Below are 15330 nucleotides of genomic sequence, written 5' to 3'. Positions count from 1 at the left end.
GGAGAGGTGCATTCGGATTTTAGTGAGAGGAGCTCTTGGGCGGTTTGGAAGGACTTCTTTCGGGGCTCTGTGAGGGTGTCGGGGCGGAAAGACAAGCCGAGAGGGTTGAGTCCTGATCTAACTTCGGTGGGAAGCACAACAAATGGGTGCCAAAGTTTTTCGTGTCTGCAGCAACGGAGAGCTCGTCAGCAATTGGGTCCGAAGAGTTGGAAGAAGTTAGGAGAGATACTCACTTTGGCGGCTTGGTGGGACGCAGCTCGATGCGGCTGGGGAGGGTCCGGGTGGGATATTGGAGCAGGTCGATGACGGCCTGGGCGACGTCTTCCGGGTGCATCATCCAGCCGGTGTCGTCGCGGTGGTGGAAGGCGGTGTCTACGCTGCCGGGGAGGATGGCGGAGACGCGGATCCCGTCCTGGCGCAGGTCGAGCATGGCGGCGTCGGAAAGGCCGAGGAGCCCGAATTTACTGGCGTTGTAGGCGGCGCCACCGGCGAAGGGGTTGCGGCCGGCGAGGGAGGAAATGTTGAAAATCCAGCCATCGCCTTGGCGGCGCATGGGGCCGGCGACGGCGTGTAGGCAGTAGAAGGCGCCGTCGAGGTTGGTGCGGAGGACTTGGCGCCATTGGTCGGCGGTGAGCTCGTCGACGGGAGCGAAGGTGCCGAGGCCGGCGTTGTTGACCAGGCAGTCGATGCGGCCGTGGGCTTCGAGGGCGGTGGCGACCCAAGTGGCAACCAATTGTTGATCGCCGACGTCGAGGGCGGTGCCGGCGACGGCATCCCCGAAGCGCGGACGCAGATCATCGAGGGCTTCGTCGACGGAGCTTTGGGAGCGGCTGCAGAAATGGACGGTCCAGCCGGTTTTGAGCAGGGCTTCGACGATGGCGCGGCCGATGCCACGGCTGCCGCCGGTGACCAGGGCGATGCGGGAGGGCTGGGACGAGTCGGTCATGGGAATCTCCTGTGGGTGCGAGGCGAAGGAATTGGAGGTCAGTGATGGGTGGAGCGGATCTCGCCGAGGGTGCGGGAATAGCTGAGGCCCAATTCCAGCGGGAAGAGCTCGAGACCTTCGGCCCGGAGGCGCGGGGCGTGGTCGCGCTCGTAGGCTTCGAAGGCGGCGCGGTGGGAGAAGCGGTAGCGCGCCTGGCAGCGCACCGGTTCGCCGTCCAGGAGCACCGCGTCCGCTGCCAGGGCACCGGCGGCGCAGACGTCGGCGAGGTGGCCGCCCTGGAGCCAATCGAGCCAGCGCCAGGCGACTTTGGGATCGGTGAAAGTGCACTCGACGGTGGAGGCGATCTGCGGCTCCGCAGGATGGGTCTCAGGGGAAGGTTCCGTCTGGGGAGAAGAAGAGGTCATCGGTTGGGCTCCGAGGGGTTGTTGGGGTTGGGGGATGCCAATCGCTCGAGAGGATTCTTCGCAACAAGAGTGTAGCGTCTTCCGCCGGACAGCCCGCAAGCAGTCCGGCGGTGGTCTCGGGCCAGGATGCCGGGCCGTGATAGAAGTGAGGCGCGGGAGCCGCCGACATTCTTGATTGCGATTGAATCGTTAGGGGGGAGCTGGGCCATGAGCCAGAACATCGATGGGAAGGATACTCGCAAGGGGTTGGGTTGCCTGATCCTCTTCGCCCTGCCGTTCGCCGCCATCGGGGTGGTGATGGCGGTGCTCATCGGGATGTCCTTCTGGGAGTCCTACCAGATGCGCCAGTGGGTGGAGGTTCCGGCGGTGATCGAGGATGCGCAGCTCGAGACCCACCGGGGGGACGACTCCACCAGCTATTCGGTGACGGCGCGCTACACCTATCGCTTCGAAGGGGCGTCCTACGAGTCCACCAAGGTGGGCATCCACAGCGGTTCGGACAATATCGGCAGCTACCAGGAGCGCATGGCCCGGCGGCTGGAGCGGTATCGGGACAGCGGTGATCCGTATCGCGCCTTCGTCAACCCCGAGGATCCGTCCCAAGCGGTGCTCGACCGGGAGGTGCGCTGGGAGAAGCTGGGCTTTTACGCGCTCTTCATGGTGACCTTCGGCGGCGTCGGTTTCGGCTTGATCATTTTCGGTTTCATCGGCACCCGGAGGCTCGGCAAGCAGCTGGCCCGGCAGACAGAGGACCCCGGCCATCCTTGGCGGTGGCGGGAGGATTGGGCCGACAAGACGATCCAATACACCGATCGTGCCGGCGCCATCGGCTGGGTGATCTTCGCTCTGCTGTGGAATGCGGTGTCCTCGCCCATCCTCTTCGTCTTTCAGGAGGAATGGGAGTCCGGCAACCACCTGATCCTCATCGGTCTGCTCTTTCCGCTGGTGGGAATCTGGCTGGTGTTCAAGGCGATCCAGGCCATGCTGCGGTGGCGCCGCTACGGGGTTTCCACGCTGCATCTGGAGCAGGTGCCCATCGCTCCCGGGGAGCAGCTCGGGGGCCGGGTGGTGACCTCGGCGGCGGTGGATCCGGCCAACGGCTTCGACGTCACCCTCTCCGCGGTGCACTCTTACAGCACCGGCTCCGGGAAGAATCGCAGCACCCGCAAGGACACCCTGTGGGAGGACCAGCAGCAGGTCACCGTGACCCGCCGCTCCCGGGACGGGGTCGAGATCCCCGTGGCGTTCAAAGTTCCCGAGGGCGTGGCGACCACCGGCGAGGAGGGCGACCACAAGGTGGTGTGGCTGCTGCAGGTGAAGGCGGCGGTGGCGGGGGTGGACTATCACGCCAGCTTCGATCTGCCGGTCTTCGCCCTGGCGGAGGATGGCGTCGTCGACCCGGAGCCCCAGGATCTGCACCAGCTGCGGGGCCAGCGAAGCAGCCAGCCGCTCCCCTCGGTGCCCCTGTCCGGTCACGAGCGGGCCCCGGCGCTGGCCCGCAGCGGCGCGAAGATCGAAGCTTCCGGCACCGGCCGCAGGTTTCGCTTCGGCATGGCCCGCAATCCCGGGGTCGCCATCGGCGCGACCATCTTCTGGCTGATCTGGTCCGGGGTGACGTTCTTCCTCTACCGCTCCGACGCTCCCTGGGGCTTTCCGCTGGTCTTCGGGATCTTCGCCCTGCTCTTGCTTTGGTGGGTCTTGGAGCTGTGGCTACGCAGCTACACCGTGCACGCGGAAAGCGGCTGGTTGCAGCTGACCAAGAGCCTGCTGGGGATTCGCAGCGGCTGGCGGATGCCGGTGGCGGAGATCGACCGTTTCGAGATCCGCCGGGGGATGAAGTCCGGACAGCGCCAGTACTACAACCTCTATGTGCGCAGCACCGCCGACGAGGAGCACGTGGTGGCTTCGCAGATCCCGGGGCGTAAAGAGGCTCAGGCGGTGGTGGACGAGCTGGAGGAGCTCTTGGGATTGGAGTCGAGCGGCGACTGATTTCGCCGCGACGTGAGCGGTCCCACCGGCGGAGGTCCGGAGACTCTCCTGCCGGTGGAAGCTCTCGTCAGCTTAGCGGCCGGAATCGTCGTCGCCGGAGTCGTCCGCACCGTCATCGGCGGGTTGGGGCCGGCTCCAGGGTGGGACGATCTCGTTGGAACGGGCGTAGGCGATGGCCTGTCCCAGGTGCTCGTGGGCGTGGCTGAGGAGGATGAGCACCACGTCGTTGCGGGTCATGGTGCGGCCGAAGAGGTTGAGCTCCTCGGCACCGCGGCTCACGTCGAGGTCCTTGAGCGCCGCGCCGGCCTTGTCGATGGAGTCTTGGAGGGTTTCCACCACCTTGGCCTTGTCGGTGATCTGCTCCAGCTCGCGCACGCCCTCGGGCATCTCGGTGCCGAAGGGGGAGGAGAGAAAGTAGTTGGCGCCGGCCACGTGCATGAAGGTCTCGCTCACCGAGCGTACGCCCTCCATGGGCCGCCAGCCGTAGTGCTCCGCTGGAATGGCCTCGGCGAGGTCCACGAGCTTCTTGTTGACGCCCTCCCAATTGCGCAGCAGCGCGGCCTTGGCGGCCTCGCCGCCGGCCATGGCTTCCTTGGCGGCCATCTCCGCATGATCATGATCGTGATCGTGGTCCTTGGCGTCCTTGTCACCGTGGGCGAAGGCCGGGGCGGTGAAGAGAGTAGCCAGAAGGGCGATGGCCAGGAGCGCCGCCAGCCCGCGGCGCTGCAAGAGATGGGAAAAGGGGAATGCACCAAACCTGGGGGTCTGCATAGGGGGATCCTTTCTGAAATGGACGTTCTGGTTGAGCGTTTGCTCAGCTAGTAGTCTATACGGTATGAAGATGGGAGAGGTTCAGCGGTCCCGGGAAGGCCGGGAGGAGACGAGATCGTGAAGGCCATGGTGTTGGAGCAGCCGGGACGGGAGTTGGTGTGGCAGGAGGTGCCGGAGCCTCGGCCGGGTGCCCATCAGCTGCGCCTCCAGGTCCTGGCCTGTGGCGTCTGCCGGACGGATCTGCACATCTACGACGGTGAGCTTACCGAACCCAGGCTGCCGCTGATCCTCGGCCACGAGATCGTCGGCGAGGTGCTGGAGGCTGGGGCGGCGGTGAAAGGCTTCGAAGTGGGGCAGCGGGTGGGAGTCCCCTGGCTGGGGCATACCTGCGGTCAGTGCCGGTTCTGTCGCAACGACCGGGAAAATCTCTGCGATGCCCCCGGCTTCACCGGCTATCAGATCGACGGCGGCTACGCGGAGCGGACGGTGGCGGACGCCCGCTATTGTTTTCCCATTCCCGACGAGTTTGGGGCGGTGGAGGCGGCACCGCTCTTGTGCGCCGGCCTTATCGGTTACCGCTCCCTTCGCATGGCGGGGGAAGCACGCCGGCTGGGGCTCTACGGCTTCGGTGCCGCAGCCCACATCCTGGCCCAGGTGGCCATCTTTCAGGGGCGGGAGGTTTATGCCTTCACCCGCCCGGGAGACGAGAAGGGCCAGGAGTTCGCCCGCTCCCTGGGGGCCCATTGGGCCGGCGGTTCGGATCAGCTGCCGCCGGAACTCCTGGATGCGGCGCTGCTCTTCGCTCCGGTGGGGGTACTGGTGCCTCGAGCCTTGGAGGCGGTGATCAAGGGGGGCACGGTGGTGTGCGCCGGCATTCATATGAGCGACATTCCATCCTTTCCCTACCGCCATTTGTGGAACGAGCGGGTGATTCGCTCGGTAGCCAATCTCACTCGCCGGGACGCCGAGGAATTCTTCCGGGTAGCTCCGCAGGTGCCGGTGCGCACCCGGGTGACCTCGTTTCCTCTGGATCAGGCCAACGAGGCGCTGCGGCAGCTACGGGACGGCGAGCTCCAAGGGGCGGCGGTGCTGGTGCCGTGAGCAAAACATTTTTCGGCCCTGACTCGTAGACAAGGTAGCCGGGGGCCGGTGGAGGGGTGAAGAGTGCTCCGCTGACGGTTCCCGCGCCCCGTCCGCCAACGAGAAGCAACACGCCGAGCAGCACCGTCCTGAGAAGGACGGCGACGGCTCTACGAAGCACGGTGCTGAGAAGCACGACGCCGGGAGCGAAAGCGCCCGCCTCCCCGAGGTCCGACCGAACCATGATTCATCTCCAAGACCTGCACAAGAGCTACCGCACCGGCGGCAGCAGCCTACACGTGCTCAAGGGCATCGACTTGGAGATCGGCGCCGGGGAGATGGTGTCGGTCATGGGCTCCTCGGGGTCGGGCAAGTCGACCCTGATGAATATCGTCGGCATCCTGGACAGCTACGACGAGGGGACCTACCACCTCGACGGCACCTTGATCCGCGATCTCGACGAGCGGCGGGCGGCGCGCTACCGCAATCAGTTCCTTGGCTTCATCTTCCAGAGCTTCAATCTGATCCCGTTCAAGAACGCCATGGAGAATGTGGCGTTGCCGCTCTATTACCAGAAGGTGGGGCGGCGCAAGCGCAATCGCATCGCCGTGGAGCTCCTGGCGCAGGTGGGGCTGGAGGCCTGGGCGGAGCACCGGCCGAATCAGCTCTCCGGCGGTCAGCAGCAGCGGGTGGCCATCGCCCGGGCGCTGATCACCGAGCCCAAGGTGATCCTCGCCGACGAGCCCACCGGCGCCCTGGACTCCAAGACCTCTTTGGAGGTGATGGAGGTGCTGCGGGAGGTCAACCGCCGCGGCACCACGGTAGTCATCGTCACCCACGAGCACGACATCGCCGGGATGACGGATCGAGTGATCCATCTCCACGACGGCCTCATCGTGCGCGACGAGGTGCCGCTGGCGGCGCCGATGACCGGGCCTTCGGAAGAGGAAGAGCCTGCGGAGGCGGTTACCGCCGCGCCGGTTGCTGGGAGCTAGAGTGTTCGACCTCGACAGTTGGCAGGAGATCCTGGCGACCATCCGCCAGAACAAGCTGCGCACCCTGCTCACCGGCTTCAGCGTCGCCTGGGGCATCTTCATGCTCATCGTGCTCCTGGGCTCCGGCGAGGGCATGGCCAACGGCGTGGAATATCAATTCCGCGACGACGCCATCAACAGCATCTGGATCAGCAGCGGGCAGACCAGCGTGCCCCACCGGGGGCTGCAGCCGGGGCGGGACATCCAGCTCACCAACCGCGACTACGGGGCCATCCGGGATCGGGTGGAGGGAGTGGAGCACATCACCTCGCGCTTTTATCTGCGGGGCACGGTGACGGTGAGCTACCGGGACGAATACGGCAATTACGACATCCGCAGCGTGCACCCGGACCATCGCTACCTGGAGAAGACCCTGGTCACCCGAGGGCGTTTCCTCAACCAGCTGGATCTGGAGCAGCATCGCAAGGTGGCGGCCATCGGCGAGGCGGTGGCGGAGGGGCTTTTCAAGGGGCGGCCGGCCATCGGCGAGTATCTGAAGATCAACGGCATCCCTTTCAAGGTGGTGGGGCTGTTCCGGGACGAGGGCGCTCCGGGAGAGGAGGAGAAGATTTACCTGCCCATCAGCACCTCCCAGCGGGTGTTCAACGGGGCGGATCGGGTCAACCAGATCATGCTCACGGTGGACGACCCGAGCCTCGAGGCGACCCAGGCGCTGGCGGAGGAGGTGCGCCGGGGGCTGGCGGAGCGTCACCGCTTCGCCCCGGAGGATCCCCGGGCGGTCTTCGTGCGCAACAATGTAGAGTTTTTCCAGCGCTTCCTGCAGGTGATGGGGGGCATCCGGCTCTTCGTCTGGGCCATCGGCATCGGCACCATCCTGGCCGGGGTGGTGGGGGTGAGCAACATCATGATGATCACCGTCCAGGAGCGCACCCGGGAGATCGGGGTGCGCAAGGCTCTGGGAGCAACGCCGTGGTCCATCGTCGGCCTGGTACTCCAGGAGTCGGTGCTGATTACCTCCATCGCGGGCTATCTGGGCCTGGTGGCGGGGGTGGCGGTGCTCGAGTTTGGGGCCGCCCACCTGCCGGAGTCGGAATTCTTCGTCCAGCCGGGGGTGGATTTCCCCATCGCCGTCACCGCCACCCTCTTGTTGATCTTGGCGGGGACCATCGCGGGCTTTTTCCCGGCGCGGCGGGCGGCCAAGGTGCAGCCGGTGGAGGCCCTTCGTGATGAGTGATGGGGGGATGAGTGATCCGAGGACCAACCATCCGCCGACGACTCGCGAGGCGGCGCCGTGATCTTCGACCTCGATCATTGGGCGGAGATCTACGAGTCCCTGCGGCGCAACAAGCTACGCACCGCCCTCACCGCCTTCGGAGTGTTTTGGGGCATCCTCATGCTGGTGCTCATGCTGGGCTCCGGCGAGGGTTTGAGCAACGGCATCGCCAAGCGCTTCACCGGCAGTGCCACCAACAGCTTCTTCGTCTGGACCCGGCGCACCACCGAGCCCTATCGGGGGCTGCCTCCGGGGCGCACCTTCGAGCTCAACAATGGCGACGTGGAGGCGCTTCAGGAACAGGTGCCGGAGCTGCGGGTGGTGGCGCCGCGGCTGCAGCTGGGAGGCTTCCGTAGCGGCGTCAACGTCACCCGCGGCAACCGCGACGGCGGCTTCAGCGTCACCGGCGACGTGCCGGAGAACCAGGAGGTGCAGGCGGTGCGCATCCTCCGGGGTCGTTTTCTCAACCCGCTGGACCTGGAGCACAACCGCAAGGTGACGGTGATCGGCAAGCGGGTGCAGGAGGTGCTCTTCGAGGATGGAGAGGACCCGGTGGGGGATAGCGTCGAGATCCGCGGGGTGTATTTCAAGGTGGTAGGCGTTTTCGAGTCGCTGCTGGACGGTGGCGGCGCGGAGGAGGACGATCAGCGTCTGGTGGTTCCCTTCACCACCTTCCAGCGCGCCTTCAACCGCGCCGACGAGGTGGACTGGCTGGCCTGCGTCAGCGCCGACGGTGTGCCAGCCTCGGTGGCGGAGGAGAAGGCCAAAGTGGTGCTCGCCAGCCGCCACCAGATCGCCCCCACGGACACCCGGGCCTTCGGTTCGTTCAATCTGGAGGAAGAGTACGTCAAGATTCAGGGGCTCTTCGCCGGCATTCGGCTGCTGGTTTGGATCGTCGGCATCGGGACCCTGTCGGCGGGGGTCATCGGGGTGAGCAATATCCTGTTGATCATCGTCAAGGAGCGCACCAAGGAGATCGGTCTACGTCGGGCGGTGGGAGCGACGCCGTGGCAGATCACCGCCCAGGTGATCCTGGAGGCGGTGGTGCTCACCGCCAGCGCCGGATATTTCGGCCTGGTCTTGGGCGTCGGCCTGTTGGCGGTGGTGTCCCAGGTGCTCACCGCCGCCGGCTCCCCTCAGGCCTTCTCGGATCCCAGCGTCGATCTGCAGAGCGCGCTGCGGGCGCTGGTGATCCTGGTGTTCTCCGGAGTTCTTGCGGGGCTCATCCCGGCCCAGCGGGCGGTGCGTCTCAAACCGGTGGAGGCGCTGCGTCAGGAGTGAGGCGCCAGGAGTAAGGTGCCAGGAGTGATTCGCCGGCTCCGGTGGGCCACCTCGTCCATCGATTCCCATCACGGCAGAGCCCACAACGGCAGAGCCCACAACGGATAAGAAAGTCCCAACGATGAAGAAACTATTCCTCGTCCTCGTCGCCCTCCTGCTCGTCGCCGGCTTCGTCGGTACGCTCTACTTTCTGTGGTCCAAATCCCAGGAGAAACCGGTGGTCTTTGCCACCGAGGAGCCGTTCCACAGCGACATCGTGCACAAGACCGTGGCCACCGGCTCGGTGGTGCCGCGCAAGGAGATCGAGATCAAGCCTCAGGTCTCGGGCATCCTCGACGAGCTCTTCGTCGAGCCCGGGGAGAAAGTGGCCAAGGGGGACCTCATCGCCCGGGTCACCATCGTTCCCGACATGGTGAACCTGAGCAACGCGGAGAACCGCCTCAACCGCGCCCGCATCAGCCTGGACAACGCCCGCACCGACTTCGAGCGCAACGACGAGCTCTTCGGCCAGGGGCTCATCGCGGCGGCGGATTTCCAGGGTTTCGAGCTGGCTCTCAAGGAAGCCCAGGAGGAGGTGTCAGCGGCGGAGGACAATCTGGCGCTGATCCGTGAAGGAGCCCTCAAGAAGTCGGGCAAGACCAGCAACACCCTGGTGCGGGCAACGGTGCCGGGGATGGTTTTGGAGGTGCCGGTGGAGGAGGGAGATTCGGTGATCGAGACCAACACCTTCAACGACGGCACCACCATCGCCACCATCGCCGACATGGACGAGATGATCTTCGAGGGCACGGTGGACGAGTCGGAGGTGGGCAAGCTGCGGGAGGGGATGGAGCTGGTGCTCACCATCGGGGCTCTGGAGGAGGAGAGCTTCAACGCTCTGCTCGAATACATCGCCCCCAAGGGCGTGGAGGAGAACGGCGCCATCCAATTCGAGATCCGCGCCGCCCTGATGCTGCGTCCGGACGTCTTCGTGCGCGCCAACTACAGCGCCAACGCCGACATCGTGCTGGCGCGGCGGGAGAATGTGCTGGCGATTCGCGAGAGCTGGCTGCAATTCGACCAGGACCAGCAACCCTACGTCGAGGTGGAGGTCGCTCCCCAGACCTTCGAGCGCCGGGACGTGGAGACGGGCCTCTCCGACGGCATCACCATCGAGGTGGTGTCGGGCCTCGACGAGGGGGCTCAGATCAAGGATCCCAACAGCGCGGTGGTTTCCTGAGGCCGGGCTTTTCGGCGGCCCGCGTCCTGACGCGAGCTCCCCTCGGCTCCGGTGGGATACAATCCCGGCATCCGCTGACACTGCGTAGGGATTCGGGAGGAGCGAGGGGCCGCCGGCCCCGGGATCATGTCGAAGAACGACAGAAAGACGGGAAAGGCCGCGGCGGAGGAGCTGGGACGGCTGGAGCGGGAGATCGGGCAGCACGTCCTCGGCCAGGAGGAATTCCTCCGCGGCCTGCTGGTGGCCCTGTTGGCGGACGGCCACGTGCTCATCGAGGGGGTGCCGGGGCTGGGCAAGACCCGCGCCGTCAACCTCCTGGCCCGTGCCTGCCAGGTGACCTTCCAGCGGCTCCAATTCACCCCCGATCTGCTGCCGGCGGACATCCTCGGCACGCGCATCTACAACCAGCAGAGCGGTAGCTTCGAGACCGTCCGCGGCCCCATTTTCGCCCAGCTGATCCTGGCGGACGAGATCAACCGGGCGCCGGCGAAGGTGCAGTCGGCGCTCTTGGAAACCATGCAGGAGCGGCAGGTCACCATCGGCCGCGAGAGCCTGCCCTTGCAGCTGCCGTTCCTGGTCTTCGCCACCCAGAATCCCATCGAACAGGAGGGCACCTACCCGCTGCCGGAGGCGCAGCTGGACCGCTTCCTGCTCAAGCTGGTGGTGGGCTATCCCAGCCAGGGGGCGGAGAATCGGGTGGTGCGCATGGTGATGGACGAGACGGAGCTGCCGCCGGTGCCGCGGATCCTCGACGGTGGCGAGATTCTGGACCTCCAGCGCCAGGTGCGGGAGGTCTTCATCGAGGATCGGCTGATCCGCTACGCTACGGATCTGGTGCGGGCCAGCCGCGATCCATCCTCGGTGGGGCTGGAGCTGGACCGCTACATCGAGCTCGGCGCTTCCCCCCGAGCCTCCATCGCCCTCGCCCGCAGCTCCCGAGCCCTGGCCTTCTTGGAGGGCCACGACGCGGTGACGCCGGACCATCTGCGGGCCATGGCGCCGGCGGTGCTGCGCCACCGCATCCTGCGTTCCTACCTGGCGGATGCGGAGCGGGTGAGTGCCGACGCTCTGGTGGAACAGCTGCTGGGGGCGGTTCCCGTTCCCTGAGGAGCCATGGCTGGAGCGGTAGTTTCGAAGGCCGTCTCGGGAGCTCAATCTTGTGAACCAACAGCCGGGAGCACCGTCGACACCGACCACCGCCGACGCTAGCGCGGAGGCCGCCGCGGATAGCCCTTCGGATGTCGTCGCGGCGACGCGGCTGGCGGAGGCGGTGCGGGTCCTGGAGCTCGCCGCCCGGCACAACGCCGCGTCCTTGCGCAGCGGCGAGTACAGCACTGCCGTACCGGGGCAGGGCTATGTCTTCCACGAGGCACGGAAATACGTTCCCGGTGAGGCGGTGCGGCGTATCGATTGGAATATCACCGCCCGCCTCGGCGAGCCCTACGTGCGGGTGCATCGGGAGGAGCGGCAGCGGGAGGTTTTCCTGGCGGTGGACGTCAGCCCCTCCATGCACACCGGCTGGAGCCACCGTAGCAAGTTGGAGACGGCGGTGGAGCTGGCGGCGACCCTGGCGGTGACGGCGGTGGATGCCGGGGACCGCCTGGGCTACGCCCTCTTCGCCGACCAGGTGCTGGAGCTGGGAGCTCCCCGGGGAGGACGGCTGCAGCTGTGGCGGACCCTCGCCGCCCTGCTGCGGGGCAGTGAGCCCTGGCGCCGGCGGGTCGCCGTGTCGGACCCCCGCGCCGCCATCCATGCCATCGAGGCTCATCGCCGGCGCCGCTTCGTCGTCTTTCTGATCTCCGACTTTCTCGATCACGACGTGCCGGAAGATCTGGAGTACCTGCGCTCCCGCCACGACGTGTCGCTGCTCCACGTTTTTGACCCGGTGGAGCGGGAGGCGGCCCCGGCGGTGGTCTTCCCGGCGGTGGCGCCGGAAGGCGAGGCGCGCCAAAGCTGGGTCAGCCCCGGCGAGCTCGCCACCGGAGGCATCGACCCGGAGCTGGAGCGTCGTTCCGGGGAGCTGGGGCTGGCCTATGCGACGATCTCTTCCCAGGCGCCCATTCCTCAGGTCTTGGGCCAATTCCTGCATCAGCGCTCCCGGCGGACGAGCCGATGAGGGGGGCGTGCCAGTGATAGGGCCGAGCCCATGATGGGGCCAGGTCAGTGATGGGGCTGCAGCGCGAGCTGCCCGCCGGTCTCGGGGACCCACTGCACCTGGACGAGCCCTGGCTCTGGACCTGGGTGCTGTGGGCACTGGCGCTGCTGGTCATCGATCTGTGGTGGTGGCGGGGGATCGTGAGCGGCTTGCGGCGGCTCGATCGCGCCGCGTCGGCGCCGGCGCCGGTGCCGGCCGCGGTGGAGAGCCCCGGGCCGGACTGGGTGCAGCGGCTACACCGCACCCACGCCGAGGCCGGGACCTACCGCCGGGGCTTTCATGCTCTGTCGGAGCTGGTGCGCCAGGATCTGGACGCCGCCCACGGAGGCGGAGGGCTGTGGGCTCGCTTCACCGCCCGGGAGCTCGAAGAACACAGCCAGGCCACTCGGCACCCCGCCGCCCTGCGCTTCCTGCGGATGCTCGAACGCCACCAATTCCGCCGCCGGGATCCCACGGAGTCGGATTGGGGGCGTATGTGCCGCCTCGCCCGGGAAGTGCTCGGATTGGCAGCGGATTCGGAGTCCGGAGACCTCTCGTGATCGAAGCGATCTCCTGGGCTCGGCCGGAGTGGTTCGGGCTGCTGCTGATGGTGCCCCTCTACGGCTGGCTGCGGTTTCTCCATCGCCGTCACTCGGTGGTGGTCCATGCGCCGCTCCAGGGGGCACCACCGGCAGGCCGGGGCCGATCCCTGCTGCGACGCCGGAGGCTGCGAGGTTGGGCGGCCCGGCTGGCACCGATAGTGGAACTGACTCTGGTGGCGGTGGCGGCGGTGGCTCTGGCGGGGCCGTCTCATCGCACCACCGTGGATTGGATCACCGACGAAGGGGTCGACGTGCAGCTGGTGCTCGACGTCTCCCTCTCGATGCTGGCGGAGGACTTTCCCCCCAACCGGCTGGAGGCGCTCCAGGGTTTGGCCCGGGAGCTGCTGGCCAAGGGCGGAAGCAACCGGCTGGGGCTGGTGATCTTTGCCCGCGACGCCTACGTCCAGAGCCCCCTGACCACCGATCATCGAGCTCTGCGGAACCTGCTGGATGGAGTGACGGTGGACGTGCTCGACCAGGTGCGCAGCGGCGGCACCGCCATCGGCGATGCGCTGGTGCTGGCCATCGATCAATTGCAGCGGAGCCGCATCGAGGGACGGGGGCAGGCGCTGGTGCTGATCACCGATGGCGCCAGCAATCTGGGCCTCGATCCGGTGCTGGCGGCACGCTATGCAGCGCATCAAGGGGTGCGCTTCTACGCCATCGGCGTGGGCGGTGAGGAGCCGGTGGCGGTGACCTACCGGGGTCGTCCGGTGGGTGGTGACTCCCCCTATCTGGCGGTGCTGGACACGACGCAGCTGGAAGCCATGACGGAAGCCGCCGGTGGCAGTTTTTATCGGGCCGTGGACGAGGGAGCGTTGGAACAGATCTTCGACCAGCTCTCCCGCCTCGAGCGGGCGCCGCTGGAGAGTCGTCAGATCGAGCTGCGGCGCTCCTGGGTGCCTCCGCTGGCGGGGCTGGCGCTGATTCTCTTCGCGATCTTGCTGGCGTTGGAGTCGGTGATTCGGAGGCCGCTGGCATGATCTATTTCGCCGAGCCCGGCTGGCTGCTGCTGGTCCTGCCGCTGACGCTGGTGGGATGGATCTTCGCCCGGATGCATCTCGCGGCCCTGGCCTGGGTGGAGACGCGGGTGGCCCCGCGCCGCCGCCATCGGCTGACCCGCCACCGCCGGCGGTCCCTGATGGCGCATTTGGGATTGTTGGGGCTTTGCGCTCTGCTGCTAATCGTTGCCCTGGCTCGCCCCCAGCTGCCCCGGGGCGGCGAGGCGACGGTGCGGGACGGCCGGGTGCTGCTGCTCCTCGATGGTTCCGCCAGCATGTACGCCGAGGATGCCCTGCCCATGCTGCGGGGCGGCGACGAGTCGGAGGTGATTCCCCGATTTTCCGCCGCCCGGCAGATCGCTCAGCTGGTGGTCGACCGGGTGCCCAGCCGGTTCCTCCTGGCGACCTATTCGGGTCAGGCTACGGTGCATCTGCCGGCGACCTCGGACCGTCCCCAAGTGCGTCGAGCGTTGGTGGCGGCGGAAGTTCACACGGTCTACCAGAATTCCGGTTCGAGCCTTTCCGGGGCTCTCGATCTGGTGCTGGAGCTCGCCGGCGAAGGGCCGCCGGACCTGCAGGTGGTGCTCCTCGGGGACGGCGAGCTGCCCTTCGACGAGGACTATCGGGCTCCCCTGGAAGCGCTGGTGGCTCGTGGGGTCCCGGTGCACGCATTGACGGTGGGAAGCGAAGAGGGCCAGGGCCGGGTGATCTACGCCATGGAGGATGTGGTGGCGGGGAAGCCCCAGGACGAGCGGCGCACCTTGGCGGAATATGTCACCCGGCGGGAAGATCGACACTTCCGGCGCATTGCCGAAGCCACCGGCGGAGTCTTCGCCGTCGCCCAGGGGGCGGCAGCGGTGGACCTCCTCGTCGAGGGGCTGGAAGGGTACCGCTTCGATCCCAGCCGGGCGCTGGGGGAGGCTGTCGAGATCGGGGAAGGCGGCGAGGAAGCTTTCCGCGGGGCGCTGGAAGAGGCGCTGGAAGAGGCGCCAGAGAGCAAGGTGCCGCGGGACCTGGCGTATTGGTTTGTGGGCGCCTTTCTGCTCCTCTTCCTGGCCGAGCGTCTGTGGCTGCGGCGCCCTCCCGCAGCGGCGGAAATGGACCGGGAGGGTTTCGATCTTTCTCGCATCGGATCCCCAAGGAGTGGGCGGGGTCTCGCCGTGATCCTGGGGTTGCTCCCGGCATTGCTCTTGGCCGGCTGCGGAACGCCATCGCAGCGGGCTCATCAGGAGAACGAGCTGGGCATCCTGCAGGATGCGGTGGGCGCCGGGGACGCGGCGCGGGCCCATTATCGGCGGTCCGCCGCCTACGGTCATCGGCCGGAGATCCCGCTCTTCAATCTGGCCCGCTCGTGGACCGCCGATGGCGAGCATTCGGAGGCCCACCGCCTCTATCAGGAGGTCATGCTGCGGGCTCCGGAGCTGTGGGAGGCTCATTACGGGGACGGCGTGACCCTCTTCCGGTGGGGTGTAGAAGAGGAAGATCCGGCGGGCTGCCGGCTGGAGGCGACGGTGGATCTGTGGCGGGCCGCCGAAGAGCGCTTCGCCGCGGCTGCCGGAGGGGCGGCCGATCAGCGCTTGGGCGCTGATGCCGAGGCCAATCGCCGGTTCGTTCAGGATCGCTTGCAGGAGCTCG

Annotated in this window: 14 protein-coding genes; 11 read left to right on the top strand and 3 right to left on the bottom strand. The window is 67.1% G+C overall.

The annotated features are described in order from the left end of the window. Positions 1-229: 229 nt before the first annotated feature. Together SX243_11770 and SX243_11765 are read right to left on the bottom strand one after the other, a co-directional pair. Entirely contained in the window at positions 230-946 is a 717-nt protein-coding gene (locus tag SX243_11770; protein MDY7093638.1) for an SDR family oxidoreductase, read from the bottom strand. A gap of 38 nt (positions 947-984) precedes the next feature. Continuing rightward, a complete protein-coding gene (locus SX243_11765) occupies positions 985-1350 on the bottom strand; it encodes a DUF4286 domain-containing protein (protein ID MDY7093637.1) in 366 nt (121 codons plus the stop codon). Between the two features lie 207 nt (positions 1351-1557). Between SX243_11765 and SX243_11760 the strand changes: the two genes are divergently transcribed. Further along, a complete protein-coding gene (locus SX243_11760) occupies positions 1558-3339 on the top strand; it encodes a DUF3592 domain-containing protein (protein MDY7093636.1) in 1782 nt (593 codons plus the stop codon). 72 nt (positions 3340-3411) lie between these two features. Here SX243_11760 and SX243_11755 read toward each other — a convergent pair whose 3' ends face one another. Then, positions 3412-4110, bottom strand: a complete 699-nt coding sequence (locus SX243_11755; protein MDY7093635.1) for a DinB family protein — start codon at positions 4108-4110, stop codon at positions 3412-3414. 117 nt (positions 4111-4227) lie between these two features. Here SX243_11755 and SX243_11750 point away from each other — a divergent pair, with 117 nt between their 5' ends. The 10 genes from SX243_11750 to SX243_11705 form a co-directional block, all read left to right on the top strand. Next, entirely contained in the window at positions 4228-5211 is a 984-nt protein-coding gene (locus SX243_11750) for a zinc-dependent alcohol dehydrogenase family protein (protein ID MDY7093634.1), read from the top strand. A gap of 221 nt (positions 5212-5432) precedes the next feature. Then, a complete protein-coding gene (locus tag SX243_11745) occupies positions 5433-6185 on the top strand; it encodes an ABC transporter ATP-binding protein (protein MDY7093633.1) in 753 nt (250 codons plus the stop codon). A gap of 1 nt (position 6186) precedes the next feature. Then, the gene (locus tag SX243_11740) at positions 6187-7419 is read left to right on the top strand and encodes an ABC transporter permease (GenBank protein ID MDY7093632.1); all 1233 of its coding nucleotides are present in this window, start codon (positions 6187-6189) and stop codon (positions 7417-7419) included. A gap of 57 nt (positions 7420-7476) precedes the next feature. Next, the gene (locus SX243_11735) at positions 7477-8739 is read left to right on the top strand and encodes an ABC transporter permease (GenBank protein MDY7093631.1); all 1263 of its coding nucleotides are present in this window, start codon (positions 7477-7479) and stop codon (positions 8737-8739) included. 121 nt (positions 8740-8860) lie between these two features. Further along, on the top strand, positions 8861-9958 hold the full coding sequence (locus tag SX243_11730) for an efflux RND transporter periplasmic adaptor subunit (protein MDY7093630.1): 1098 nt from the start codon (positions 8861-8863) through the stop codon (positions 9956-9958). 126 nt (positions 9959-10084) lie between these two features. After that, complete coding sequence (locus SX243_11725; protein ID MDY7093629.1) at positions 10085-11065, top strand: MoxR family ATPase; 981 nt, start codon at positions 10085-10087, stop codon at positions 11063-11065. Positions 11066-11117: 52 nt separating this feature from the next. Next, entirely contained in the window at positions 11118-12074 is a 957-nt protein-coding gene (locus SX243_11720; GenBank protein MDY7093628.1) for a DUF58 domain-containing protein, read from the top strand. 50 nt (positions 12075-12124) lie between these two features. Then, complete coding sequence (locus SX243_11715; protein MDY7093627.1) at positions 12125-12652, top strand: hypothetical protein; 528 nt, start codon at positions 12125-12127, stop codon at positions 12650-12652. Further along, positions 12649-13677: a VWA domain-containing protein gene (locus tag SX243_11710; protein MDY7093626.1), complete on the top strand. Its 1029-nt coding sequence runs from the start codon at positions 12649-12651 to the stop codon at positions 13675-13677. The genes SX243_11715 and SX243_11710 overlap by 4 nt, the downstream gene beginning before the upstream one ends. Then, positions 13674-15330, top strand: a 1657-nt coding sequence (locus SX243_11705; GenBank protein MDY7093625.1) for a vWA domain-containing protein, incomplete at its 3' end; no start/stop codon positions are given. The genes SX243_11710 and SX243_11705, both read left to right, overlap by 4 nt.

The organism is Acidobacteriota bacterium (assembly GCA_034211275.1).
Classification (GTDB): domain Bacteria; phylum Acidobacteriota; class Thermoanaerobaculia; order Multivoradales; family JAHZIX01; genus JAGQSE01.
The sequence above is the reverse complement of the archived record's forward strand: the minus strand, read 5'-3'. Positions and strand labels throughout refer to the sequence as shown.